Source organism: Nonomuraea sp. 10N515B, assembly GCF_052245915.1.
In the GTDB taxonomy this organism is placed as follows: Bacteria; Actinomycetota; Actinomycetes; order Streptosporangiales; family Streptosporangiaceae; genus Nonomuraea.
On sequence record NZ_JBQQBQ010000003.1, the window covers coordinates 360,078 to 384,991 of the forward strand.

The 24,914-nt window shown below is 70.5% G+C and carries 20 protein-coding genes; 7 read left to right on the forward strand and 13 right to left on the reverse strand.

The window, feature by feature from the left end; all coding sequences use genetic code 11:
• Nucleotides 1-146: 146 nt before the first annotated feature.
• The gene (locus ACTWQA_RS06230) at nt 147-1,055 is read right to left on the reverse strand and encodes a 2-hydroxyacid dehydrogenase (RefSeq protein ID WP_443158303.1); all 909 of its coding nucleotides are present in this window, start codon (nt 1,053-1,055) and stop codon (nt 147-149) included.
• A 38-nt stretch (nt 1,056-1,093) separates the two neighbouring features.
• On the opposite strand from ACTWQA_RS06230, the gene ACTWQA_RS06235 reads away from it, so the two are divergent.
• Nucleotides 1,094-2,155, forward strand: a complete 1,062-nt coding sequence (locus ACTWQA_RS06235) for a PQQ-dependent sugar dehydrogenase (protein WP_443158304.1) — start codon at nt 1,094-1,096, stop codon at nt 2,153-2,155.
• Nucleotides 2,156-2,219: 64 nt separating this feature from the next.
• On the opposite strand, the gene ACTWQA_RS06240 is transcribed toward ACTWQA_RS06235, so the two are convergent.
• The 3 genes from ACTWQA_RS06240 to ACTWQA_RS06250 form a co-directional block, all read right to left on the reverse strand.
• The gene (locus ACTWQA_RS06240) at nt 2,220-4,211 is read right to left on the reverse strand and encodes a VanW family protein (RefSeq protein WP_443158305.1); all 1,992 of its coding nucleotides are present in this window, start codon (nt 4,209-4,211) and stop codon (nt 2,220-2,222) included.
• A 93-nt stretch (nt 4,212-4,304) separates the two neighbouring features.
• Nucleotides 4,305-4,973: a response regulator gene (locus ACTWQA_RS06245; protein ID WP_443158306.1), complete on the reverse strand. Its 669-nt coding sequence runs from the start codon at nt 4,971-4,973 to the stop codon at nt 4,305-4,307.
• Nucleotides 4,970-6,550, reverse strand: a complete 1,581-nt coding sequence (locus ACTWQA_RS06250; RefSeq protein ID WP_443158307.1) for an ATP-binding protein — start codon at nt 6,548-6,550, stop codon at nt 4,970-4,972. Before ACTWQA_RS06250 ends, ACTWQA_RS06245 begins: the two co-directional genes overlap by 4 nt.
• Before the next feature lie 156 nt (nt 6,551-6,706).
• On the opposite strand from ACTWQA_RS06250, the gene ACTWQA_RS06255 reads away from it, so the two are divergent.
• Genes ACTWQA_RS06255 through ACTWQA_RS06265 form a run of 3 tightly spaced genes read left to right on the forward strand, consistent with a single transcriptional unit; the run spans nt 6,707 to nt 9,669 of the window.
• On the forward strand, nt 6,707-7,675 hold the full coding sequence (locus ACTWQA_RS06255) for a Bug family tripartite tricarboxylate transporter substrate binding protein (protein ID WP_443158308.1): 969 nt from the start codon (nt 6,707-6,709) through the stop codon (nt 7,673-7,675).
• On the forward strand, nt 7,675-8,160 hold the full coding sequence (locus tag ACTWQA_RS06260; RefSeq protein WP_305916675.1) for a tripartite tricarboxylate transporter TctB family protein: 486 nt from the start codon (nt 7,675-7,677) through the stop codon (nt 8,158-8,160). The genes ACTWQA_RS06255 and ACTWQA_RS06260 overlap by 1 nt, the downstream gene beginning before the upstream one ends.
• Nucleotides 8,161-9,669, forward strand: coding sequence for a tripartite tricarboxylate transporter permease (locus ACTWQA_RS06265; RefSeq protein ID WP_443158309.1), 1,509 nt, complete (start codon nt 8,161-8,163; stop codon nt 9,667-9,669).
• On the opposite strand, the gene ACTWQA_RS06270 is transcribed toward ACTWQA_RS06265, so the two are convergent.
• From ACTWQA_RS06270 to ACTWQA_RS06300, 7 genes are all read right to left on the reverse strand, one after another.
• Nucleotides 9,653-10,996: an MFS transporter gene (locus tag ACTWQA_RS06270; protein WP_443158310.1), complete on the reverse strand. Its 1,344-nt coding sequence runs from the start codon at nt 10,994-10,996 to the stop codon at nt 9,653-9,655. The two genes, ACTWQA_RS06265 and ACTWQA_RS06270, sit on opposite strands and share 17 nt — an antisense overlap.
• Nucleotides 10,997-11,181: 185 nt before the next feature.
• Entirely contained in the window at nt 11,182-12,669 is a 1,488-nt protein-coding gene (gene gatB, locus ACTWQA_RS06275) for an Asp-tRNA(Asn)/Glu-tRNA(Gln) amidotransferase subunit GatB (protein ID WP_443158358.1), read from the reverse strand.
• Between the two features lie 2 nt (nt 12,670-12,671).
• Entirely contained in the window at nt 12,672-14,162 is a 1,491-nt protein-coding gene (gene gatA / locus ACTWQA_RS06280; RefSeq protein ID WP_443158311.1) for an Asp-tRNA(Asn)/Glu-tRNA(Gln) amidotransferase subunit GatA, read from the reverse strand.
• Entirely contained in the window at nt 14,159-14,458 is a 300-nt protein-coding gene (gatC, locus tag ACTWQA_RS06285; protein WP_305916679.1) for an Asp-tRNA(Asn)/Glu-tRNA(Gln) amidotransferase subunit GatC, read from the reverse strand. The genes gatA and gatC overlap by 4 nt, the downstream gene beginning before the upstream one ends.
• Before the next feature lie 142 nt (nt 14,459-14,600).
• Nucleotides 14,601-16,673, reverse strand: coding sequence for a putative bifunctional diguanylate cyclase/phosphodiesterase (locus ACTWQA_RS06290; protein ID WP_443158312.1), 2,073 nt, complete (start codon nt 16,671-16,673; stop codon nt 14,601-14,603).
• Nucleotides 16,674-16,950: 277 nt separating this feature from the next.
• Nucleotides 16,951-19,140 carry an NAD-dependent DNA ligase LigA gene (gene ligA, locus ACTWQA_RS06295; RefSeq protein ID WP_443158313.1) on the reverse strand — a complete coding sequence of 730 codons (2,190 nt, stop codon included), beginning with the start codon at nt 19,138-19,140 and terminating at the stop codon, nt 16,951-16,953.
• A gap of 102 nt (nt 19,141-19,242) precedes the next feature.
• Nucleotides 19,243-20,235, reverse strand: coding sequence for a methionine synthase (locus tag ACTWQA_RS06300; RefSeq protein WP_443158314.1), 993 nt, complete (start codon nt 20,233-20,235; stop codon nt 19,243-19,245).
• Between the two features lie 24 nt (nt 20,236-20,259).
• Between ACTWQA_RS06300 and ACTWQA_RS06305 the strand changes: the two genes are divergently transcribed.
• The gene (locus ACTWQA_RS06305) at nt 20,260-20,892 is read left to right on the forward strand and encodes an MBL fold metallo-hydrolase (RefSeq protein WP_443158315.1); all 633 of its coding nucleotides are present in this window, start codon (nt 20,260-20,262) and stop codon (nt 20,890-20,892) included.
• A gap of 98 nt (nt 20,893-20,990) precedes the next feature.
• On the opposite strand, the gene mnmA is transcribed toward ACTWQA_RS06305, so the two are convergent.
• A complete protein-coding gene (mnmA, locus tag ACTWQA_RS06310) occupies nt 20,991-22,052 on the reverse strand; it encodes a tRNA 2-thiouridine(34) synthase MnmA (RefSeq protein WP_443158316.1) in 1,062 nt (353 codons plus the stop codon).
• Nucleotides 22,053-22,119: 67 nt separating this feature from the next.
• On the opposite strand from mnmA, the gene ACTWQA_RS06315 reads away from it, so the two are divergent.
• The gene (locus ACTWQA_RS06315; protein WP_443158317.1) at nt 22,120-23,175 is read left to right on the forward strand and encodes a DUF695 domain-containing protein; all 1,056 of its coding nucleotides are present in this window, start codon (nt 22,120-22,122) and stop codon (nt 23,173-23,175) included.
• On the opposite strand, the gene ACTWQA_RS06320 is transcribed toward ACTWQA_RS06315, so the two are convergent.
• Nucleotides 23,168-24,331, reverse strand: a complete 1,164-nt coding sequence (locus tag ACTWQA_RS06320) for a cysteine desulfurase family protein (RefSeq protein ID WP_443158318.1) — start codon at nt 24,329-24,331, stop codon at nt 23,168-23,170. The two genes, ACTWQA_RS06315 and ACTWQA_RS06320, sit on opposite strands and share 8 nt — an antisense overlap.
• 53 nt (nt 24,332-24,384) lie before the next feature.
• On the opposite strand from ACTWQA_RS06320, the gene ACTWQA_RS06325 reads away from it, so the two are divergent.
• Nucleotides 24,385-24,906, forward strand: a complete 522-nt coding sequence (locus tag ACTWQA_RS06325) for a TetR/AcrR family transcriptional regulator (RefSeq protein WP_443158319.1) — start codon at nt 24,385-24,387, stop codon at nt 24,904-24,906.
• Nucleotides 24,907-24,914: the final 8 nt, after the last annotated feature.

The window sequence follows — 24,914 nt, forward strand, 5'->3', positions numbered from 1 at the left end:
GGTGGTGACAACGGCGATGTCGTCACCGATCTGATAACCACACAGACCAATTGCCGCCAAAAGTTCCTTGACAGTCAGTCAGGAACTCCCCGCAAACGTAACGGTACGCACCGAAGGTCACGGACCAGCCACGTTCCGGGATCCTCTCAGTACGACTCCGTGATGACGTTGATCAACTGCTCGCCCGCGAGATAACGCGAGAGCTGGGCCTTGATCAGGCGGAGCATCCGCCGCCCCGACGCGGGGGTGCTGCCCGCGACGTGCGGGGTGATCAGCACGCCCGGCGCGCTCCACAGAGGGTGACCCTCGGGCAGCGGCTCGGGCGCGGTCACGTCCAGCGCGGCGCGCAGCCTGCCGTTCTTGAGTTCCAAGATCAGAGCGTCGGTGTCGACGACACCTCCCCTGGCGGCGTTCACGAGGACGGCTCCGTCCTTCATCCGGGCCAGGAACGTGGCGTCCACCATGCCGGCGGTGTCGGGCGTGGCGGGGACCAGCAGCACCACGACGTCCGTCTGGGGCAGCAGCCCGGGCAGTTCGGCCATGCCGTGCACGTCCTCCCGGGCGCTCCTGGCCACCCGTACGATCTCGACCTCGAAGCCCTCCAGGCGGCGCTCGAGCGCGGCGCCGATGGAGCCGTAGCCGACGATCAGGACGGTCGAGTCGGCCAGCACGCCGGTGTGGTGGTAGGTCCACTCGCCCCTGCGCTGCGCGTCCACGAACTCGGGAAACTCCCTGAGCACCGCGATCATCGCGCCGACCGCCCACTCCGCGGTCCCCGCGTCGTGCACGCCACGGGCGTTGCACAGCACCGCGCCCTCAGGCATGTGCGGCCGGTACGGCTCCACCCCCGCGGTGACGGTCTGCACCAGCCGCAGCGAGCCCATCCTGGCCAGCGTGCCGGGCACATCGGGCACCGTGACGAGCGGCGGGATCCAGACCTCCACCTCCTCGATCCCCTTCGGCATCGAGGTCGTGCCGTCATAGACGGCACATTCGACTCCCGGCAGATCGGACAGAACTTCGGCCACCGCGTCGGAGGGAACCCAGGTCTTCATGCGCAGAACTTTATGTCTCGCCGGTAAGTATGGGGGATATGAGGAAGCTCTGGACGATCCTAGTCGTGGCCGCGCTCACCGCCTGCTCCGGCGGTGGCGGAACAGGCGGTGCGGTGCTCCCGACCGCCGCTTTGGGTGACGCCGCCGCCCCTGGCCAGCCGAAGGACGTGGTGACGGGCCTTTCCGTGCCGTGGGCGGTGGCGTTCCTGCCCAGCGGCGACGCTCTCGTGACCGAGCGGGACTCGGCCAGGCTGCTGCGGGTCAGCCAGGCCGGGCAGGTGACGGAGCTGGGGACGATCGAGGGGGTGCGGCCGGACGGCGAGGGCGGCCTGATGGGCGTGGCCGTCAAGGATCAGCAAATATTCCTTTACTTCACCGCGGCAGCGGACAACCGGATCATCCGCTACGCCTTCGACGGCAACCGCCTCGGGCAGCGGCAAATCCTCGTCGAGGGCATCCCCAAGGGCGGCATCCACAACGGCGGCCGGCTCGCGTTCGGCCCCGACGGCTACCTGTACGCCACGACGGGCGAGGTCGGCGATGGCGAGCTGGCGCAGCAGCGCGACTCGCTCGGCGGCAAGATCCTGCGCATGACCGTGGACGGCAAGCCCGCCCCCGGCAACCCGTTCGGCACGCTCGTCTACAGCTACGGTCACCGCAACGTCCAGGGGCTGGCGTGGGATGAGCAGGGGCGGCTGTACGCCTCCGAGTTCGGCGCCAACGCCTACGACGAGGTCAACCTGATCAAGGCGGGCGCCAACTATGGGTGGCCCGAGGTCGAGGGGCGCGGGGACGACCAGCGCTTCGTCAACCCCATCCTCACCTGGACCACCGACGAGGCGTCACCGTCCGGGATGGCGTACGCGAACGGCTCCCTCTGGGTCGGCGCGCTGCAAGGAGCCCGCCTGTGGCAGGTCCCGCTGGGCGAGGACGGCTCGGCCGGCAAACCGGTCGCCCACTTCACCGACCGGTACGGCCGCATCCGCGCCGTCACCACCGCCCCCGGCGGCGCCTTGTGGATGGGCACCAGCAACAAGGACGGCCGAGGCTCGCCCCAGGAGGGCGACGACCGCATCCTGTCGGTCACGGCGTCTTCGTAACGCCACCGCGGCGGCCGACGCGCGACGCCCGGCCCGCGGACGGCGCAGGGCCGGGCAGGCGGTGTTACTGGCCCGAGCCGGCGCAGGTGATCTGGGCCTGAGGCCGGTACTCCGTGGTCAGCTTCCTGTCCTTCTTGACCACCTTGCCGCCCTTGTAGAACACGCGGGCGACGTCGATGGTGAACCCCGGCTCGCCCACCGTCGGCAGACAGTCGGGCTCGGAGCTGACCTCGCTCCGGAACGGCTTGACGTCCCGCCGCTCCGACGTGACCGGCTCGATCTTGTCGTACCGCTTGGTGCTCCACAGCGTGACCGTGACCGACGTGTCGGTGAAGGCGGTCTTGATCAGCACGCCGTGCTCGGAGTCGTTGCGCCACTTCAGGTCGGTGTCCGGATAGAGCAGCGCGACATCCCGCCCAGCGGGATAACGCTGCGCGTAGTAGTCCATCGGCTGGTGCTCCACGTCGTCGAATCCACCGAAGAAGACCGCGTTGTACATGGTCGTGGCGAACTGCGAAACGCCGCCGCCGACGACGTTCACCATGCGCCCGCCGACGATCTGCCCGGCTTCGACGTAGCCATCCTCGACGGTCGGCTCCCCGATGACCTCGTTGATCGAGAACGTCTGCCCCGGCCTCACCAGATGCCCGTCGAGCTGCTGCGCCATGCGCTGGATGTTCTTCACCCGCGGCAGGCAGCAGTCGAACGTCGTGCTGAACGAGCCCACGATCTCCTCGATGCCGAGCCCGCGGACCTGCTGCGTGCTGACGGCCGGCGCGACCACCCCCAGCCGCACGGGGATCGTCCGCTCACCGCCGGCGTCGAACACCTTCTCCGCATCCCTGGCCAGCAGCTTGTCGTTCACGCCCCGCCCCGTCCGGGCGGGCACCAGGACCGGCTTGCCGTCCACGATCTGGTACGTCGCGTCGCGCGGCTGCTGGGCGGCGTCGACGAGCGCGCTCTCCACGTCTACCAGCACCGCTTTGGCGTCGAACTCCGGCACCAGCGAGCCGTCGCCGTCGGGGTTGAACGTCAGGTTCGCCGCGATCACCGCAGGGGGAATCTGCACCTGCTTCTCGCCGAGGGTCAGCGTGATGGGCCCGGCGACAGCACTGCGCGCCTTGACCAGGGCCCTCTGAACGGCCTCGCTGGTCGTGTCCGGCTTGGCCGGCCGCAGCGTCAGCACCACCGTGCCGCCGCCGCGCAGGAAGGCGTCGCCGATCTGGCGTACCGCGTCGTCCCGGTCGAGCAACACGCCGTCGGCAGGCTCGCGTCCCTTCGGCTGCAGCCCGGTGAAGCCCACGCGGCCTTCGACCGCGGGCTTGTCCACGCCCTCCGCCAGGCCCTCGACGGTCCTGGCGAGCTGGGAGGAGTCGATGCTGACCTTCGGCTGGAGCTCGGTGATGCCGGTCAGGCCCTGCCACACCTCCTGCGGGCTGGGGAACCCGCTCGGCGCCTGCCCGATCGTGCCGACCACGTCCAGCTCGAGCCCGGCCTCGTCGGCCTGGACGGTGTCCTTCTTGCCGCCGACGTCGACCACGACGGGCTTGCTGAGCTTGGCGCCCAGTTCGTTACGCAACTTGTCGGCGGCCTGGGTCACGGTCAGCCCGCCGATGTCGACCCCGGCCACCCGGGTGCCGCGCAACACCGACCCTGACATGAGCACGGCGGGCACCACGTACGCCAGCGCCGCGAGCACCACGACGAACAACGCCAGGCCCGGCAGGACCCGGCGCCGCTTCGGCGGGTCGGGGTCGAAGGCGGCGGGCCGTTCGGCCACTCCGAAAGCGGGCGGGGCGGACGGCTGCGTGTCCTTCATGGGCCACGGCTGCGCCGGCGGCGGCACCGGTGGCAGCGCGCCTCCCGGTGAACCGCCCGGCGCGCTCGGGCCCGGTGCCGGCCGGGGCTCCTGCCTGGCCGGCGGGCCGAAGATGTCCCGGGAGACCCCTGGGGGTAACCCTTCGATCCGCGGCTTCTTGGAGACTGCCGACGAGGGCAGTGGCACCGAGGCGAACGGGTCGGTCGGTGATTCGATCGGTCCGGCGCCGTTTCGCACGCCTCAATCTCCTCCCGCGTCCGCAGCCAAGTCTCAGGCAACAGTAAGGCACGCGGATCCGCATATGTCACGGGAAATGGCTACGGAAATGTGTCAACCTAGCCACCGGTAGCGATGTTCCGGACGTCCGGCCGTGCCGTACCGTGGCCGCAACTCCGCTTGGCCCGCCGCGCACAGGTGTTCGAGATAGCGGCGGGCGCTGACCCGCGACAAGCCCGTGAGCTCGGCCGCTTCGGCCGCCGACAGGTCGCGACCCACCTCTCGCAGGGTATCGGCGACCAGCGCGCAGGTGGCCGAGGACAACCCTTTCGGCATGGGCGTGGGGGCGGCCGACGTGTGCCTGCCGAAGAGGCGGTCCACGTCGTCCTGGCGGGCCTCGGGGCCGATGGCGGTCAGGCGGTTGCGGGTGTCGGCGTACTGCTGGAGGCGTTCGGTCAGGGCGGCGGCGGTGAAGGGCTTGATCAGGTAGTTGAGCGCGCCGCCGCGCATGGCCTCCCGAACCGTGGGCACGTCGCGGGCGGCACTGATCATGATGACGTCCACGCCGTGGAGCGCCTTGAGCACCTCCAGGCCCGACATGTCGGGCAGGTAGATGTCGAGCAGCACGAGATCGGGGCGGAGCTCGGCCACCGCGTTGAGCGCGTCGGCGCCGTTGTGCACCATGGAGACGACCCGGAAGCCGGGCACGCGGGACACGTAGCCGCTGTGGATGCGCGCGACCATGAAATCGTCGTCCACGACAAGCACGCGAATGTCGCTCATGTCCCCGCCTCCGCCGGGAGGAGGGCGGTGAAGACCGCTCCCCCGGAGTTGACTACCCGAACCCAGCCGCCTCTGCGCAAGCACGCCTGCCTGGTCAGCGCCAGGCCGAGGCCGCGCGGTCCCGAGTGGGCGGCCTTGGTGGTGAAGCCTTCTCTGAAGACCTCGTCCACCAGGTCGGGGGCGATGCCGGGCCCCGAGTCGCCGACCCGCACCCGCAGCCCGTCGGAGTCCGCCTGCACCGACACCTCGATCGTGCCCGCCGCGCCGTCGAGCGCGTCGATGGCATTGGCGACCAGGTTGCCGACCACCAGGACCGCGTCCTGCGGGTCACCGATTATGCCCTCGGGGACTGAGGAGTCCTCCGACAACACCAGCGTGGCGCCGCGCTCGGCCGCCTCGGCGGACTTGGCCAGCAGGAGGGCGGCCAGCGTGGGGTCCTGGACGCGTTCGCGCAGGTCGGTCGCGTAGGTGCCGCGGGTGGTGCGGGTGATGAAGCCGATGGCGGACTCGTGCTCGCCCAGCTCGAGCAGGCCGACGACGGTGTGCATGCGGTTGGCGAACTCGTGCGCCTGGGCCCGCAGCGCCTCCGTCGCGCTGCTGGTGTCGTCGAGCTCGCGGGCCAGGCGGACCAGCTCGGTGCGGTCCCTGAGGGTGACCACCCAGCCGCGGTGCTGCCCCCGTACGGAGACCGGGGTGCGGTTGAGCACCAGCACCCGCTCGCCGTGCAGCACGACGCGGTCCTCCCCCTGGTCGGCGCCGCCGAGCACGTCGCGCATGCGGTCGGAGACCGGCATCCGGCTCAGGTCCTCCCCTTCGACCACCGCGCCCAGCAGCTCGCGGGCGGCGTCGTTGACCAGCGTCACGCGGCCTGCGAGGTCGAGCGCGAGCACGCCTTCCTTGACGCCGTGCAGGACGCCCTCGCGCTGCTCCAGCAGCGCGGCGATCTCCTTGGGCTCCAGGCCGAAGGTCTGCCTCCGCACCCGTGCGGTGATCATTGCGGCCAGCGCGAGGCCGGCCAGCATGACCGCGAGCGCCGTCCAGATCAGCGGCGGCAGCGCGGCGCCGAGCTGGCCCATGACCGTTGTCTCCAGCACGCCCACGGAGACGAGGCCGATCACGTTGCCGTACTCGTCGCGGATCGGGTACTTGCCCCTGACCGTGGTGCCGATCGTGCCGGTCTGGGTGCCCACCCAGCCCTTTCCTGTCCTGAGCACCTCGGTGCCGTCGGTGGACAGCTTCTCGCCGATCAGGGCGGCGTTGGGGTGGGCGTAGCGCCTCTGCTCGGCGTTGGCGATCACGACGTAGTCCGCGCCGGTCTCCTGCTGGACGCTCATGGCCAGCGGCTGCAGCACCGCCGAGGGGTCCGGCCGTTTGAAGGCCTCACGGACCTGCGGGAGCGCGGCCACCGACTGGGCGATCGCGAGGGCCCGCTGCTGGTGGAGCCCGGCGAGCTGGTTTCGGGTGTGCCCGGCCCACACGCCGGCCGTGCCCCCGACGGCGAGCAGCACGATCACCATCTGGAGCACGAAGAGCTGGGTCCCTAGGGACGCGTCGCGTACCCTTCTCACGAGGCACATGGAAACAAACGCAGGTCACAGCCAGGTCGCGACCAATACGACCACTATGACGGCAAGGTTCCAAAGCCTCGACGAGGGGCGGCATGGGGATTCACCATCCCAGTCTCATAACCAGTGTTTCCTAGCCGTGAAATTCCCCCCTCGTTGGAGTTAACAATGCGCCTGCGCATACTCGCCGCACTCGCGGCGCTCTCGATCGGCGCCCTGGCCGGCTGCGGCGGTCAGAGCGGCACCACCGCCTCCGGCACGCTCCGCATCATGGCGCCGGCCTCGCCCGGCGGCGGCTGGGACCAGACCTCCCGCACGGCCGAGCAGGCGCTCAAGAGCGCCGCTCCCGACCGCAAGGTGGAGGTGTTCAACGTGCCCGGCGCGGGCGGCACGATCGGCCTGGCGCAGCTCGCCGGCGAGAAGGGCAACGGCAACCTGCTGATGACCATGGGCCTGGTCATGGTGGGCGCCATCGAGCAGAACAAGTCGAAGGTCACGCTGGCCGAGACGACGCCCATCGCCAAGCTGACCGAGGAGTACGAGATCATCGTGGTCCCGGCCGAGTCCCCGTTCAAGACGGTGGCCGACCTGGTCGCCGCGTGGAAGGCCGACCCCAGCAAGGTGTCGATCTCCGGCGGGTCCGCGGGTGGCACCGACCACATCGTGGCCGGGCTGATGGCCAAGGCCGCGGGCGTGGACCCCAAGCAGGTCAACTACATCGCCAACTCGGGCGGCGGCGAGGCGCTCAACCAGCTGCTCGGCAACAAGGTCAGCGCGGGCATCTCGGGCGTCGGCGAGTTCGCCGAGCACGTGAAGTCCGGCAAGCTGCGCGCGCTCGGCGTGACCTCGGGCGAGCGGATCGAGGGCCTGGACGCGCCCACGCTGAAGGAGGGCGGCCTGGACGTGGAGCTGGCCAACTGGCGCGGCTTCGTGGCCCCCGGCGGACTCTCCGACGCCGACAAGAAGACCCTGACCGACCTGGTCACCAAGATGCACGACTCGCAGGCGTGGAAGGACGCGGTGGCCAAGAACGGCTGGATCGACTCCTTCCAGACCGGTCAGCAGTTCGCCGACTACCTGAGCTCCGAGCAGACCCGGGTCAAGGCCATCATCGCCGAGATGGGGCTCGTCTCCTGATGGCTCGCTGGCGGCGGCCCGAGCTCGGGCTGGCGGTCGTGGTGCTCGGGCTGGGAGTGTTCGTGATCGCCGGGACGCTGGACGTCTCGGCGGCGGCCTCCCAGCTCGGCATCGGGCCGCGTTTCTTCCCGATGCTGGTCGGCGGGGCCATGGTGCTCGTCGGCCTGTTCTACGTGATCGACGTGCTGCGAGGCGGGCACGGCGACCCCGAGGAGAGCGAGGACGTGGACGTGGACGCGCCGGCGGACTGGCGCAGCGTGGGGCTGGTCAGCGGGATCTTCCTGGCGTTCGCGGCGTTGCTGAACGTGCTCGGCTGGATCATCGGCGCGAGCCTGCTGTTCTTCGGGCTGTCGCTGGCGCTCGGCGCCGAGCACAAGGTGCGCGCGGCGGTGGTCGCGGTCGTCATGGGGATCGCCACGTACCTGCTGTTCGTCAAGGGCCTCGGCGTCACGCTGCCGGGCGGCCCGCTGCAGGGGGTGATCTAGGTGGAGTCGCTGCAGCTCCTGCTCGACGGGTTCGCCGCCGCACTCACCCCGGTCAACCTCATGTACGCGCTGATCGGTGTCACGCTCGGCACCCTGGTCGGCGTGCTGCCCGGCATCGGGCCCGCGATGACGGTGGCGCTGCTGCTGCCGATCACGTTCACGGTGCCGGCGGCCAGCGCGTTCATCATGTTCGCCGGCATCTACTACGGCGGCATGTACGGCGGCTCGACCACGTCCATCCTGCTCAACACGCCCGGCGAGTCCTCGTCGATGATCACGGCGTTGGAGGGCAACAAGATGGCCAGGCGCGGGCGGGCCGCCCAGGCGCTGGCCACGGCGGCCATCGGCTCGTTCGTGGCGGGGACCATCGCGACCGCGTTGCTCGTGGTGGCGGCGCCGGCTGTGGTGGCGTTCGCGATCTCGTTCGGCCCTGAGGACTACTTCGCGCTGGCGATCCTGGCGTTCACCGCCGTGTCGTCGGTGTTGTCCCGCTCGATCGTGCGCGGCCTGGCCTCCCTGGGACTCGGCCTGACGATCGGGTTGGTCGGCATCGACCAGCAGACCGGGCAGGCGCGGCTCACGCTGGGCATCCCGCAGCTGCTGGACGGCATCGACGTGGTGATCGTCGCGGTCGGCCTGTTCGCCCTCGGCGAGGCCCTGTACGTGGCCTCGCGGCTGCGCCACGCGACACCCGAGGTGGTGCCCGTCGGCCGGGCGTGGATGGGCCGGGCGGACTGGGGGCGCTCCTGGCGGCCCTGGCTGCGCGGCACGGCGCTGGGCTTCCCGTTCGGCGCGCTGCCCGGCGGCGGGGCCGAGATCCCCACGTTCCTGTCGTACGCGGCCGAGAAGCGCCTGGCCAAGGGCGTGGCCAAGGAGGAATACGGCAAGGGCGCCATCGAAGGCGTCGCAGGCCCGGAGGCGGCCAACAACGCCTCGGCGGCCGGCACCCTGGTCCCGCTGCTCACCCTGGGCCTGCCCACGTCGGCGACTGCGGCGATCATGCTGGCCGCCTTCCAGCAGTACGGCCTGCAGCCCGGGCCCCAGCTGTTCGACCACAACCCGGCGCTGGTGTGGAGCATGATCGCGTCGCTGTTCATCGGCAACGCGATGCTGCTGGTGCTGAACCTGCCGCTGGCACCGGCGTGGGCGAAGGTGCTGCGAATCCCGCGTCCGTACCTGTATGCCGGGATCGTGCTCTTCGCCGCCCTCGGCGTCTACGCGCTGAACGGCACCGTGGTGGACCTGTTCGTGCTGTTCCTGCTCGGCCTGCTCGGGTACGCCATGCGCCGCTTCGGCCTCCCGGTCGCCCCCGCCGTGATCGGCATGATCCTGGGCCCGATGGCGGAGATCCAGCTGCGCCGGGCCCTGGCCATCGGCGCGGGCGACGTGACCGTCCTGGTCCGCAGCCCGGTGGCGGCGGTGCTGCTGGGTCTTTCGCTCTTGGCTCTGCTCACGCCGCTGTTCAGGAAGCTCTTCGCCCGGAAGAGCGACGTCACGCCGGTCGGCTGAGCGACTCCTGGGACGGTTCCGCCACCGTGGCGGAACCGTCCTTGATCGAGCGCCCGGCGATGGCCAGCCCGGCCAGCGCCATGACCAGCGTGGCCGCGAACACCGTCCAGTAGCCCGACTCGGTGGGCGTGAACAGCGCCGCCGTGACGGCCACCGCGACCACCGAGAACACCGACTCGCCCACCTGCAGCGCCGAGCTGTTCTTGCCCTGCTCGCCGGGCGCCGACAACTCCAGCGTGAGCACCGACAGCGTCGGGTACACCAGCCCGATCCCGAACCCGGTGATGATCCACGACGGGTACGCCAGCGCCACCGGCACCGTGGTGAACGCCACCGTGCCCATGATCAGGATGCCCAGCGCCATCATGGCCGAGCCGAGCCGCAGGTTCGTCTTCTTGCTGAAGAACTCCCGCCCCTGCACCCAGGAGGCGAACGACCAGGTCAGCGAACCGCCCATGAGCGCGAGCCCGGACGCCCACGTGGGCAGGCCGCGGTGGTCGATCAGCATGAGCGACACCATCACCTCGGCCGCGAAGAACGCCCCGGCCGACAGACCGCGCAGGCCCACGACGGCGGGCAGCCCGCGGGCGGCGCGGAGCGTGCCGCGGGGAAGCAACCTCGGGAGCGCGACAGCCAGGACCACCATGCCGGCGATCAGCAGGGGGAAGCGGTCCCCGCTGCTGCCGTACTGCATGAGGCCGGCACCGACGGCGGTCACGGCCGCCCAGGCGATCTTGCCCATCAACCCGGGGGCGGGCTCGCCCTGCCCGCCGCTGACCGGCTGCCCAGCCAGGCCACGCACCAGCACCAGGCCGGAGAGCACGGTCAGGATCGGGACCAGCAGGAACACCCAGCGCCATCCCAGCGTGTCGGTCACCACGCCCACGATCGCCGGCCCCACCATCGAGGGCACCACCCACGCGGTCGCGAACAACGAGAAGATCCTGGGGTGCAGGCTCTCGGGGTAGACCCTGGCCACCACGACGTACAACGCCACGCTGACCAGCGCCCCGCCGAAGCCCTGCAGGAACCGGCCCGCGATCAGCACCTCCATGCTGGGCGCCAGTCCCGCGACGGTCAGCCCCGCGGCGAACCCCACCGCCCCCGTCCACAGCGGCGCCTGAGGACCGTGGACGTCCGCCCATCGGCCGCCGAGCACCGTGCCGACCACGCTCGCGGCCATCGCGCCGCTGAACGCCAGCCCGTACAGCTCCAGCCCGCCGAGCTCCTTGGCCACGACCGGCATGGCGATCGCGACCGCCATGTACTCGAAGGCCACCAGCGACACCATCGCCACCAGGCCCGCCGTCAACGCTTTCCTCGTCATGCCGACGAACCTACGAGGCCCTGCGGCACCGCACCTCCAGCGGGGGCCCTAGTCCACCCGGGCCATTGGGCCTAGGACCGGCGCCCTTCCTTTCCACGGCTGCCCCGTATGGCCGGCAGACGACAGCCGCCATCACGCCGAAGAGCCCCGCCACCGAAGCGGCAGGGCCCTCACGAGACGGCGGTCTACTCCGAGACCCCGAGCTTCTCCAGGATCAGCTGCCGGGCTCGGGCCGCGTCGGCCTTGCCCTTGCTGGCCCGCATGACGCCACCCACCAGCGCACCGGCCGCCGCGATCTTCCCGGACCGCACCTTCTCGACCGCGTCGGGGTTGTCCGCCAGCACCTGGTCGATGATCGCCAGCAGCTCGCCCTCGTCGCTGACGATCTGCAGCCCGCGCTTCTCGACCACCTCATCGGGCGTGCCCTCACCGGCCAGCACGCCTTCGAGCACCTCGCGCGCCAGCTTGTCGTTGAGCGCACCCGAGGCCACCAGCTCGGTCACCCGCGCGATCTGGGCCGGCGTGATGGGCAGGTCCGCCAGCGGGACGGCGCTCTCGTTGGCGCGCCGCGCCAGCTCGCCCATCCACCACTTGCGCGCGTCCGCCGCCGGCGCACCCGCCGCGACCGTGGCCTCGACCAGGTCGAACGCGTCGGCGTTGTGCATGGCCTGCATGTCGAGGTCGGACAGCCCCCACTCGGCCTGCAGCCGCTTGCGCCGGACCGACGGCAGCTCGGGCAGAGCCGCCTTCAGCTCGGAGACCCACGCCGCATCCGGCGCGATCGGCACCAGGTCGGGCTCGGGGAAGTAGCGGTAGTCCTGCGCTTCCTCCTTGGACCGGCCGGACGTGGTCGTGCCGGTGTCCTCGTGGAAGTGCCGGGTCTCCTGGACGATCTTCCCGCCCTCGGCGAGGACGCCCGCCTGCCGCTCGATCTCGCTCCGCACGGCGCGCTCGACGCTGCGCAGCGAGTTGACGTTTTTGGTCTCCGTGCGGGTGCCCCACTCGGAGGAGCCGCGCGGCATGAGCGAGACGTTGACGTCGCAGCGCAGCGAGCCTTCCTCCATGCGCACGTCGGACACGCCGAGCGAGCGCATGATCTCACGCAGCTCGGTGACGTACGCCTTGGCCACCTCGGGCGCGAGCCGGTCGGTGCCCGGGATGGGCTTGGTGACGATCTCCACCAGCGGGATGCCGGCCCGGTTGTAGTCGACGATCGAGTAGTCGGCCCCGTGGATACGGCCGGTCGCGCCGCCCACATGCGTGGACTTGCCGGTGTCCTCCTCCAGGTGCACCCGCTCGATCTCGATCCGCACGGTCTCGCCGCCCACCTCGACATCGACGTAGCCGTCGAAGCAGAGCGGCTCGTCGTACTGCGAGATCTGGTAGTTCTTCGGCATGTCCGGATAGAAGTAGTTCTTCCGGGCGAAGCGGCACCACTCGGCGATCGAGCAGTTCAGCGCGAGGCCGATGCGGATCGTCGACTCGATGGCCATTTCGTTGGCCACCGGCAGGGCGCCGGGCAGCGCCAGGCAGGTCGGGCAGACCTGGGTGTTGGGCGGGGCGCCGAAGGTGGTCTTGCAGCCGCAGAACATCTTCGACTTGGTGCCCAGCTCGACGTGGGTCTCCAGGCCGAGCACCGGCTCGAACCGGTTGAGCGCTTCGTCATAGACCATGGTCATAGCGACGGGGCCTCCTTCAGCAGCGGGCCGCCCCAGCGGCTCTCCAGGGCCTTCTCCACGGCGGCGCCGACGCGGTAGCAGCGGTCGTCGGCCAGAACCGGCGCCATGATCTGCAGGCCGACGGGCAGGCCGTCCTCGTCGGCCAGGCCGCACGGCACCGACATGGCGGCGTTGCCGGCCAGGTTGGACGGGATGGTGCACAGGTCGGCGAGATACATCGCCATCGGGTCGTCGGTGCGCTCGCCGATCGGGAACGCCGTCGTCGGCGTGGTCGGCGACACCAGCACGTCGACCTGCTGGTAGGCGGCCTCGAAGTCGCGGGCGATGAGCGTGCGGACCTTCTGCGCCTGGCCGTAGTAGGCGTCGTAGTAGCCGCTCGACAGCGCGTAGGTGCCGAGCATGATGCGCCGCTTGACCTCGGGGCCGAAGCCGGCGGCCCGGGTCAGCGCCATGACCTCCTCGGCGCTGCGGGTGCCGTCGTCGCCGACGCGCAGGCCGTAGCGCATGGCGTCGAAGCGGGCCAGGTTGGACGAGCACTCCGACGGCGCGATCAGGTAGTAGGCCGGCAGGGCGGTCGTGAACGACGGGCAGGAGACCTCGACGACCGTGGCGCCGAGCGACTCCAGCAGCTTGACGACCTCGTGGTAGCGGGCCAGCACGCCGGCCTGGTAGCCCTCGCCGGAGAACTCCTTGACGACGCCGATCCGCATGCCGGCGATGTCGGGGTTCTTCGCGGCCTCGACCACGCTGGGGACCGGGGCGTCGATGGAGGTGGAGTCCATCGGGTCGTGCCCGGAGAACGCCTCGTGCAGCAGGGCCGCGTCGAGCACGTTGCGGGCGAACGGGCCGGGCGTGTCGAGCGAGCTCGCGAACGCGATGATCCCGTAACGGGAGGAGCCGCCATATGTCGGCTTCATGCCCACGATGCCAGTCACGGCCGCGGGCTGCCGGATCGAGCCGCCCGTGTCGGTGCCGGTGGACAGCGGGGCCTCGTACGCGGCCACGGCGGCGCTGGAGCCGCCGGACGAACCGCCCGGCACCTTCGTCAGGTCCCACGGGTTGTGCGTCGGGTGGTAGGCGGAGTTTTCCGTCGAGGAGCCCATGGCGAACTCGTCGAGGTTCGTCTTGCCCAGGAAGACCAGCCCGGCCTCGCGCAGCCGCTTGGTGACGGTCGCGTCGTAAGGTGGCCGCCAGCCCTCGAGGATCTTGGACGCGGCCGTCGTGGGCATGTCGTGCGTGGAGAAGATGTCCTTGTGCGCGATCGGCACCCCGGCCAGCGGACCGAGCTTCTCGCCCGCCTTGAGCCTGGCGTCGACGGCCCGCGCCTGCTCCAGCGTGACCTCGCGATCGATGTGCAGGAACGCCCTGATCTTGGGCTCCACCTCGGCCATGCGGTCCAGGTGAGCCTCGGCCACCTCGGCGGCCGACACGTCGCCGGCAGCGATCATCGCCCCCAGCTCGGCGGCGGTCTTACGAATGAGACTCATGCCTCCTCCCCGAGGATGCGCGGCACCTGGAAGCGGTCGCCCTCGACGGCGGGCGCGCCGGCGAGCGCCTGCTCGGGGGTCAGCGACTGTCGCACCTCGTCGGCACGGAAGACATTGGTCAGCGGAAGCGCGTGCGACGACGGCGGCACGTCCTCGGCGGCGACCTCGGAGACCTTCGCGACCGCCTCGATGATGGCATCGAGCTGGGTGGCGTAGTGTTCGAGCTCGTCGTCGGTGAGCGCCAGCCTGGACAACCGGGCCAGGTGTGCGACCTCGTCGCGGGTTATGGCGGACATGAGTCGTTTAACCCGTTTCGTGGATGGAGTCTTTGGACACTGCCATCCTAGGGGGCTTGACGCAGCGCCCCCGAACCATTAACCGCCTGGCAACACACCACCCAGGGTCCGATGGGCTCCACCGGATCGGCGTGTCGCCGGGTCAGGCGGAGCGACTGACCTCTGGCTGGTAGCCGAATCCGGCCTCGGCATTGCCCCTGGAGTGGTCGCGGAGCCAGACCGTGGCGTCGGCGCCCGACATGGGCTTGCAGAACAACCACCCCTGCCCCACGTCGCAGCCCATCTCGGCCAGCCGAATGGCGACCTCGTCCGACTCGACGCCCTCGGCCACCGAACGCAGCCCGAGTGAGCGCACCAGGTCAACGATCGAGCGCACGATCCGCTCGTCGTCCTCGGAGCCGGCCATCCTGCGCACGAACGAGGCGTCGATCTTCACCTCGGACACCGCCAGCCGCTGCAGCCTGATCAGCGAGGAGTAACCGGTGCCGAAGTCGTCCAGGGCCAGCGGCACGCCCAGCGTGGCCAGCGCCTTGATGGTCTCCTGCGTATACGCCTGGTCGCCGGTCAGGATGCGCTCGGTCACCTCCAGCTGGATGGCCGACGGCGGCAGCCCGTACTTGGCCAGACCCACCTCCAGTTGCTCGGGCAGGGCCGAGTCGAGCAGGTCGCGGGCGGAGATGTTGACGGAGATCTGCACCCTGAGCCCGGTGTGCCACCAGCAGGCGGCCTGCTCGAGAGCCTCTTCGATGACGTATGCCGTCAGCTGCCGCATCAGGTAGGACTGCTCGGCCAAAGGAACGTATTCGGAGGGCGCGATCGCCCCGTGCACCGGGTGCCGCCAGCGCAGCAGGGCCTCCACCCCGTGGACGGCGCCGCTGCCGAGGCTCACCTTGGGCTGGTAGTGCAGCCGGAGCTCGCGGTTGTCGATGGCGCGGCGGAGATCACCGAGTAAGGTGAGCCGCTCGGGTGAGTTGCGGTCCTTGTCCGGCTGGTAGAGCTCGACGCCGGTGCGTCCCTCCTTGGCCAGGTACATCGCCACGTCGGCCCGCTGCAGCAGCAGCTCGAAATCGGGCGCGTTATCGGGATAGAGCGCGATCCCGACCGAGGCGTCCACGTCGAAGGTCATGCCCTCCAGCCGCACCGGCTCGGTCAGCGCCGCGCGCAGCCTGGCCGCCACCTCCCTGGCCGCGTGGGCGTCCCTGATCGAGGGCAGCAGCACGGCGAACTCGTCGCCGCCCAACCGGGCCACGACGTCCTTGGGGCGTACGGAATGGGTGAGCCGGTGCGCGACCATCTGCAGCAACCGGTCGCCCACCGGGTGGCCCATCGTGTCGTTGACCTCCTTGAACCGGTCGAGGTCAAGCAGGAACAGGCCGACCCGCTCGTCCTGACGGGCCTCGGCGAGCGCCTCCTCGGTGCTCACGATGAGCATCTTGCGATTGGGCAGGCCGGTCAGCTCGTCGTGCAGGGCCTGGTGGTCGCGGCGCATGGACAGCGTGGCGGTGAAGTAGACGGCGGCCAGGGGGGCGACGAAGAGCGGCACGAGGCCGGGCGAATGGTTCATGACCACGACGACCAGGGGCGCCAGGCCGAGCAGCGCGGCGTAGACGAGGCTCTGCGGCCCCACGGTGACCTTCAGCACCCGCACGATCGAGCGCCGTTCGTGCAGCGCGACCGCCCCGCTGACCAGCGTCGCCCTGGAGGCGAAATAGGCCACCCCGGCCAGCGCGATCGCCGGCAGGTGGCCGCCGCTCGGCTCCCACGGCGCGGCCGGGCTCGGCGCGATCCCGAACGCCCCCAGCACCACGGCCGCCGCGGTGAGCGCCAACGTCGACTGAGCGATGTTGAACATGACCCGATGCCACGACTTGCGGGTCACCACCCCGTTGATGGCGACGGCGACAGCCTGCATCAACACCGCGACCGGCAGCCCGAAGTGCAGCAGCACGGCGAAGGTGAACATGGTGGACGGGTAAGTGCCGCCCACCAGGCTGGCGGATGACACCATCACGGGCCTGAGCTCGCCCAGGATCACGAGCACCGCCAGCACCCAGAACAGTGCCGTGCGGGCCAGCTCCACGAGCGCAACCCAGTCCAGCCTGATCATCGCCACGACGAGGGCGGTGAAGCCGACCACGGTGACGCCTGCGAGAAACGCCCAGAGCGGCGTGCCGACGCGTGGTCCGGTGTCGCGAGTGTCGGTTGGGTCAGTCATCGGTAACAGAACCCCCATTAGGTCACTATGGGAGGGTACGACCTTCACCCCACTTCGCGAAACCAAGCGCGTACGGTCCGTAATACTCCTTTCCGACATATACCCAAAAACCACCCTGCGTAGCAAACGCGAAGCCATGCGTATGTGCGCCCGCGCCACAACACCCTGACTCCGGGTGCCACCCCTCGCTACCGCGGCGGCCGACCCCAGCCGGGCCCGCCGCCGTTAAGCCTCCTCGGGCTTGACCGCCCGGCCGCCCCAGCCGAACCCGCCGCCGTTAAGCCTCTTCGGGCTTGACCGCCACCTGCGCCGCCGCCTCCGGCCCATCGTTGAGCAGAGTCTCGAACCCCGCCCGGTCCAGGATCGGCACCCCCAGGCTCACCGCCTTGTCGTATTTGGACCCGGCGTTCTCCCCCGCCACCAGGAACGACGTCTTCTTCGACACCGACGAGGCGACCTTCCCGCCCCGCCCGGCCAGCGCTTCGGAAGCCGAGTCCCGGGTGTAACCCTCCAGGGTCCCTGTGACGACGAACGTCAACCCGCCGAGGGTCTGCGGCCCCTTCTCCGGCGCCGGCTCGTCCTCCATCCGCACTCCGGCCGCCCGCCACCGTTCGATGATCTCCCGATGCCAGTCGACCGCGAACCACTCCTTGATCGTCGTGGCCATCCGCGGCCCGACGTCTTCGACCGCCGCCAGCTCCTCCTCCGAGGCGTTCATGACGGCGTCGATCGACCGCATGGCGTCGGCGAGCTTGCGCGCGGTGGGCGGCCCCACGTGCCGGATGGACAAGGCGACCAGCACCCGCCACAGCGGCAGCTGCTTGGCCTCCTCCAGCTCCGACAGGATCAGGCGAGCGTTCTGGCTGGGCTCGCCGTTGATGTTGGAGAAGAACGAGACGATCTTCTGCTCACCCGTCTTGGGGTCGATCTTGGGCAGGCCGGTGTCCTGGTCGCGGACGACCGACTTGATCGGGGTGAGCTGCTCCATCTTCAGGTCGAACAGGTCGGCCTCGGTGCGCACCACGGGCTCCTGCGGCGGCAGCGGCTGCGTGAGGGCGGTCGCCGCGACGTAGCCGAGCCCGTCGATGTCGAGCGCGTAGCGCCCGGCCGCGAAGTAGATGCGCTCGCGGATCTGCCCAGGGCAGCTGCGGGCGTTGGGGCAGCGCAGGTCGGCGTCGCCCTCCTTCTCGTATGCCAGCTGCGTCCCGCACTCCGGGCAGTGCGTCGGCATGACGAACTCGCGCTCGGACCCGTCACGCAGCGCCGCGACCGGACCGACGATCTCGGGGATGACATCGCCCGCCTTGCGCAGCACGACGGTGTCGCCGATGAGCACGCCCTTCTTGACCACGATGGCCGCGTTGTGCAGCGTGGCCCGCTCGACGGTCGAGCCGGACACGACGACAGGCTCCATCACCGCGTATGGCGTGACCCGCCCGGTCCTGCCCACCCCTACCTGGATGTCCACCAGCTTGGTGTTGACCTCCTCCGGCGGGTATTTGTACGCGATCGCCCAGCGCGGCGCCCGCGAGGTGGAGCCGAGCTCGCGCTGCGTGCGGAAGGCGTCGATCTTGACCACGACCCCGTCGATCTCGTACGCGGGATCGTGCCGGTGCTCGCGGTAGTGCTCGATGTAGCCGTTGACCCCGTCGAAGTCCGGCACCACCTTGTAGAGATCGCTCACCGGCAGCCCGAACTCGCGCAGCCGGTCGTAGACGTCCGACTGCGCCCGCGGCTCCTTCGCGCCCTCCCAGACGCCGATGCCGTGCACCAGCATCCGCAGCGGCCGCTGGGCCGTGATGCGCGGGTCCTTCTGCCGCAGCGTGCCCGCCGCCGAGTTGCGCGGGTTGGCGAACGGCGGCTTGCCCTGCTCCACGAGCTGCTCGTTGAGCTTCTTGAAGTCCTCGACCGGGATGTAGACCTCGCCGCGCACCTCGACCAGGCTCGGCACGTCGTCACCCTTGAGCCGGTGCGGGATCCCCTTGATCGTGCGGACGTTGGCCGTGACGTCGTCGCCGGTGCGCCCGTCGCCCCGGGTTGCGGCGCGCTCCAGCCTGCCGTCCCGGTAGACCAGCGCGATCGCCAGCCCGTCGATCTTCAGCTCGCACAGGTAAGGCCCGGGGTCGCCTTCGGCCAGCCGCTCTGCGCGCGTCGCCCACCCCGTCATGTCCTCGGCGTTGAAGGCGTTGTCCAGGCTCTCCATCCTGGCCAGGTGCTCGACCTTGGCGAAGTCGCCCGCGACCGGCGCGCCGACCTTCTGCGTCGGCGAGTCCGGCGTCTGCAGCGACGGATGGGCCTCCTCCAGCGCGAGCAGCTCCTTGAACCACTCGTCGAACTGGGCGTCGCTGACCGTGGGCTGGTCGAGCACGTAGTAACGCCAGCGGGCGTCCTCGACCAGCTCGCTCAGCTCGGCATGCCGCTTGAGCGCGGCCACAGGCACGCCCCCGACGCTCGACTCGCTGGTCACGGCACCCTCTCCTCTCGTCCGACGGCTTGAGCAAACGCTACCGCCGAGCACCGACAACGCGAATGGCCCAGGCATCCAAGAGTGCCCAGCGCGTATCCGCGCTCAGCCCTCTTGCCTGCCGCCCGCAGGATCCTCCTTGAGCACCTGGGCGGCCTTCCTGCACGCCGCCAGCGCCGCCTTGGCGTAGGCGGGGGACGCCCCGGCCAGCCCGCACGCCGGGGTCAGCACGACCTGCCCGGCCAGTTTGTCCGGCGGGAACCCGAGCCGCCGCCACAGCTCCACCGCCGGCTTGGCGATCACTCCCACATCCGGCAACCGCACGTCCCTACCCAGCACGACGCCGAGCAACAACATCGCCCCGGTCTCGACGAGCTCCCCCAGCGCGTCCTGGTCCCGCCGCCGCAGCAGCGAGGCGTCCACGGAAACCCCGCGCGCCCCGCCCCGCCGCAGCACGTCGAACGGCACGGAGCGGGCACAGCAGTGCACGACCGGATCGTCGAACAGCCGCAGCGACTCTTCGACCCGCCATTCCTCCACGGCGGCGAGCCGGCCGAACCCGGAGGCCGTCGGCACGGTCCCGGCCAGCACCCCAGGCAGCCCCGGCTCGTCGAGCTGCAGCACGATCTCCGTCACCCCGGGCAGCCGCCGCCGCACCTCGGCGCAGTGGTCCGCGACTCCCTGGGCGAGCGAGGCGGTCAGGTCGCGTACGGCCCCGGCGTCGGAGAGCACCTTGTCCCCGTGCCTGAGCTCGATCGTCCCGGCCAGCGTCCACGGCCCGCAGACCTGGAGCTTCAACGGCCCGGCATAGTCGTGCCCGATCTCCTCCAGCGCGTCCAGGTCCCGCCGCAGATGATCGACGGCCCGCTGATGATCACGCCCGGGCCGGTCGGTCAGCCGCCACCCGGACGGCTGCACCTCGACGGGCAGTTCGATCAGCAGCGCGGCCGTCCTGCCGACCATGTCGGCGCCGACGCCCCTGGCCGGCAGCTCGGGCAGGTACGGCAGCCCCGGCACCTCACCGAACACGACCCTGACCGCTTCAAGATGATCATCTCCAGGATGCGAGCCGACCCCGGTGGCTTCCCACGTAGACATGGGTACAAGCGTAGGCTCTGGCGAATGGAGCTCACCAAGTACGGTCACGCGTGCGTACGCCTGGAGAAGGACGGCAAGGTCCTCGTCATCGATCCGGGGGCGTTCACCGAGGACCCGGTGCTCGACGGCGCCGACGCGGTCCTGATCACCCACCAGCACTTCGACCACGTCGATCCTGGCAAGCTCGCGACCGCCCCGCCGGGCGTGGAGATCTGGACGTGCGAGGGCGTCGCCGGCGAATTGTCCGACGTGCCGGTCAAGGTGAACGTGGTCCGGCACGGCGACGGCTTCGAGGCGGCCGGTTTCGCGGTGAAGGTGTTCGGCGAGTGGCATGCGAAGAACCACCCCGATTGGCCGATCGTCCAAAATGTCGGCTTCCTGGTGGATGACGAGGTCTTCTACCCAGGTGACGCGCTCACCGTCCCCGAGGCGGAGGTGCCCACGCTCCTGGTGCCCACCCACGCGCCGTGGCTGAAGATGGCGGAGATGGTGGAGTATCTGCGGACGGTACGCCCCGCGCGTGCGTACTCCACCCACGACGGCCTGCTCAACGACAACGGCCTCGGCCTCGTGGACAACTGGCTGAGGGTGGAATCCGACAAGCTCGGCGCCGACATCCGCCGTCTCCAGATCGGCGAGTCGGTCACCCTGGGCTGACGTCAGGTCAGGTCGGCGTCCACCGTTCGGCCGGCGTCGTCACGACCTCGGACGCGACGAGCGCTACGAGGCCGTGACGATGCCCTCGGACGCGAGCGCTACGAGGCGCCGGCGATGGTGGCGGACCCCACGACGGTGTCCCCGCGGTAGAGGACGGCCGCCTGGCCCGCCGCGACGCCCATGGCCGGGCGGTCGAGCTCGATGCGCAACCCGCCGTCGGCCTCCTCGAAGCGGCACCCGTAGACCTCACCGTGTGCCCGCAGTTGCACGGTGAGCTCGCCGGAGACCTCGGACGGCCCGTTCCACACCGGCGGACCGCAGGTGATCGACGTGACCTCCAGCGCCGAACGCGGCCCGACCGTGACCGTGTTGGACACCGGCTCGATCGACAGCACATAGCGCGGCCTGCCGTCCGTGGCCGGGCGGTCGATGTGCAGGCCCTTGCGCTGGCCGATCGTGTAGCCGTGCGCGCCCTGGTGGCTGCCGACCACCGCGCCGCTCTGGTCCACGATGGGCCCTTCCGCCGACCCGAGCCGCTTGGACAGGAAGCCCCGTGTGTCGCCGTCGGCGATGAAGCAGATGTCGTGGCTGTCGGGCTTGTCCGCGACGGTCAGGCCGCGCCTGGCGGCCTCCGCGCGCACCTCCGCCTTGGTCGAGTCACCCAGCGGGAAGATCGCGTGGCCGAGCTGCTCGCGGGTGAGCACACCCAGCACGTAGGACTGGTCCTTGCCCTCATCGACGCTCCTGGACAGGACCCCGTCGGCCAGCCTGGCGTGATGACCGGTGGCGACCGCGTCGAAGCCCAGGGCCAGCGCCCGGTCGAGCACGGCCGCGAACTTGATCTTCTCGTTGCAGCGCAGGCACGGGTTGGGCGTGCGGCCCGCCGCGTATTCGGCCACGAAATCCTCGACCACGTCACGCTGGAAACGCTCGGCCATATCCCAGATGTAGAACGGGATGCCGATCACGTCGGCGGCGCGGCGCGCGTCCCGCGAGTCCTCGATCGTGCAGCACCCCCGGGCGCCCGTGCGGTGAGATTGGGGGTTGGCGGACAGGGCAAGGTGGACACCAGTGACATCGTGGCCCGCCTCGGCGATCCGAGCGGCGGCCACGGCGGAGTCGACGCCGCCCGACATGGCGGCAAGCACACGCAATCCCATGACCTTTCCAGCGTACTGTCCGGCGGGGAGTGCGCGACCATGACGGGGATCTGGGAGTATTCAGCCCATGCGACTGTTCGGGCGCAAGGACGCAGACGACGAGGACGACGAGCCGCGCGGAGACGGGATCGCCGAGTTCTGGACGTGGTGGCAGGAGGCCAGGCCGCGGCTCGACTCGCTCGTGGCCGCGGGCGACACCGGAGGGCTGGAGGACCTGCTCGCCCCGGCCGTCGCCGCGCTGCATCCCGACCTGGTCTGGGAGGTGGCGCCCGGCAGGAACGCCATGCACACCCTGGTGGTGACCTCGGCGGGCGACGCCGAGCTGCGCCCGCTCGCGCACCGCTGGGCCAAGGGCGCGCCGGAGGCCGACCTGCTCTGGGAGTTCCACCCATCGCGGCAGGCCAATCCACAGGCGCTGGAGCTCACCCTGGACGTGGGCGGCTTCGAGTTCGCGCTCGACAAGCTGATGCTGGGCCTGCGGGCGCCGCGGGACACGCCGCGGGTCGACGTGGCCGCCTACCATCCGATCTTCGGCGAGCTCGACGAGGACACCAGGATGGAGACCGCGCTGCTGGCCCTGGACTGGCTGCTCGGCGAGGACGACGTGGCCAGGTGGGTGGGCGAGATCACGGCCGTCACGTTCGAGCCGATCGACGCGGTGCCCGCCGTGCATCTGCCCGCCGTGGTCGCCGACGTGGCCTCCGGCTTCGACGAGGAGCAGTGGGTGTTGCTCGAAGGGCAGACGGCGGGCGGCGCGCCGCTCGTCGCCACGGCCCGCTATCCGCTGCGCCCGGTCGACTATCCGCTGTTCGACCAGCACATCGCGATCACGCTGCCGTACGCGCACCGCGACGAGGCCGGCCTGCCGATCGGCGAGTCGCTGACCGCGCTGCGCGACTTCGAGGAGCGGCTGGCCGCCCGCATGCTCAAACTGCGTGATGACGCGGTGCTCGCCGCGCACCTGAGCACCGAAGGGCTGCGCACCATCCACGTCTACGCCGACCCGACCGGCGAGGCCGCCATCCACGCCAAGGAGCTCATCGTGGGCTGGGAGGAAGGCGAGCCCCGGGTGGACGTCAGCACCGACGCCGGATGGACCGCGGTGGCCCCCTTCCTCAGCTGAGGCCGGCGCGGCGGGCGCGTTCTACGACGGCCGGGAGCACCTCGATCAGCCGGTCGACGTCCTCGCGGGTCGAGGTGTGGCCCAGGGTGAACCTGAGCGAGCCCCGAGCCGCGGCCGCGTCGGCTCCCATGGCCAGCAGCACGTGTGACGGCTGCGCCACGCCCGCCGAGCACGCCGAGCCCGTCGAACACTCCACGCCCTTGGCATCCAGCAGCATGAGCAGCGCGTCGCCCTCGCAGCCGGGGAAGGAGAAGTGGGCGTTGCCGGGCAGCCGGTTGTCCGGATCGCCGTTGAGCAGCACGTCGGGCACGGCCCGGCGGACGCGTTCGATGAGCTCGTCGCGCAGCGCCGTCAGACGGCTGCTCAGGGCCTCCTGATGCTTGACGGCGGTGCTGACGGCGGCCGCGAGCCCGGCGATGGCGGGTGCGTCGAGCGTGCCGGAGCGCACGTCGCGCTCCTGGCCACCGCCATGCTGCACGGACACCGGGGTCAGTCCTCTGGCCAGCAACAACGCGCCGACTCCCATCGGGCCGCCGACCTTGTGGCCGGTCAGCGTGAGGGCGTCGGCCCCTGACCCGGCGAACGAGACCGGCAGCTGCCCGATCGCCTGGACCGCGTCGGTGTGGAACGGGATGCCGTGGTCGCGGGCGATGGCGGCCAGCACGCGCACCGGCTGGACGGTGCCGACCTCGTTGTTGGCCCACATGATGCTGATCATCGCCACGCCGCCGGGGTCGCGCTCGATCGCTTCCCGAAGCGTGTCGGGGTGCACCCGGCCGTAGGCGTCGACGTCCAGCAGCTCGACCTCCGCGCCCTGGCTGCCGGCCAGCCAATGGGCAGGGTCGAGCGCGGCGTGGTGCTCCACGGAGCTGAGCAGCACGCGCCGCCGCGGCTGCCGCGCCCAGTAAAGCCCCTTGATCGCGAGGTTGTCCGCTTCAGTGCCGCCCGAGGTGAACACGACCTCGCTGGGCCGGGCGCCGAGCGCGTCGGCGATCGTCTCCCGCGACTCCTCGACCACCCTGCGCACCTGACGGCCCGCCGCATGCAGCGAGGAAGGGTTTCCCACCCGTTTGAGTTGCTCCGTCATGGCCTCGATCGCCTCGGGCAGCATGGGCGTGGTCGCTGCATGATCAAGATAGGCCGACGGTCTGGTCACGTGCTCAGGGTATCTCGTTTGCGACTGTACCGTCCGGACGGTACAGTAAAGGCATGAGACGAGACGAGCTTTTGGACGCGGCGGAGGAGCTCCTCTGCGACCAGGGCTCGGCCGCGCTCACGCTGGCGGCCGTCGCCGAGCGGGCGGGTGTGAGCAAGGGTGGCCTCCTCTATCACTACAGCTCCAAAGAAGCCTTGATCAAGGGCATGGTGGAGCGATTGATCGAGGACTTCGACGAGCTCATGGCCGCTCAGCCAGATGAGACCTACACCGAGCGCTACGTGGGCGCGACGCTGGCCGCCGTGCGATCGGGCCGGCTGCGACGATGGGCGGTCGTCACAGGGGCATCGGGCAACCTCTTCCTGCTCGCGCCGCTCCGTGACGCGATGGCCCGATGGCATCGCGAGGGGTTGAGCGAGGAGCCGGATCCGCGGGCATCGCAGATCGTACGGCTCGCGTGTGAGGGGCTCTGGGACGTGGCCAGCCACGACCCGGAGCTGAACACCGAGGACGATCTGGCGGCCCTCGAGGGCCGCCTGCGAGCCCTGCTGAAAACTCCGCCCAAAGCGCCCTGACCCGGCCC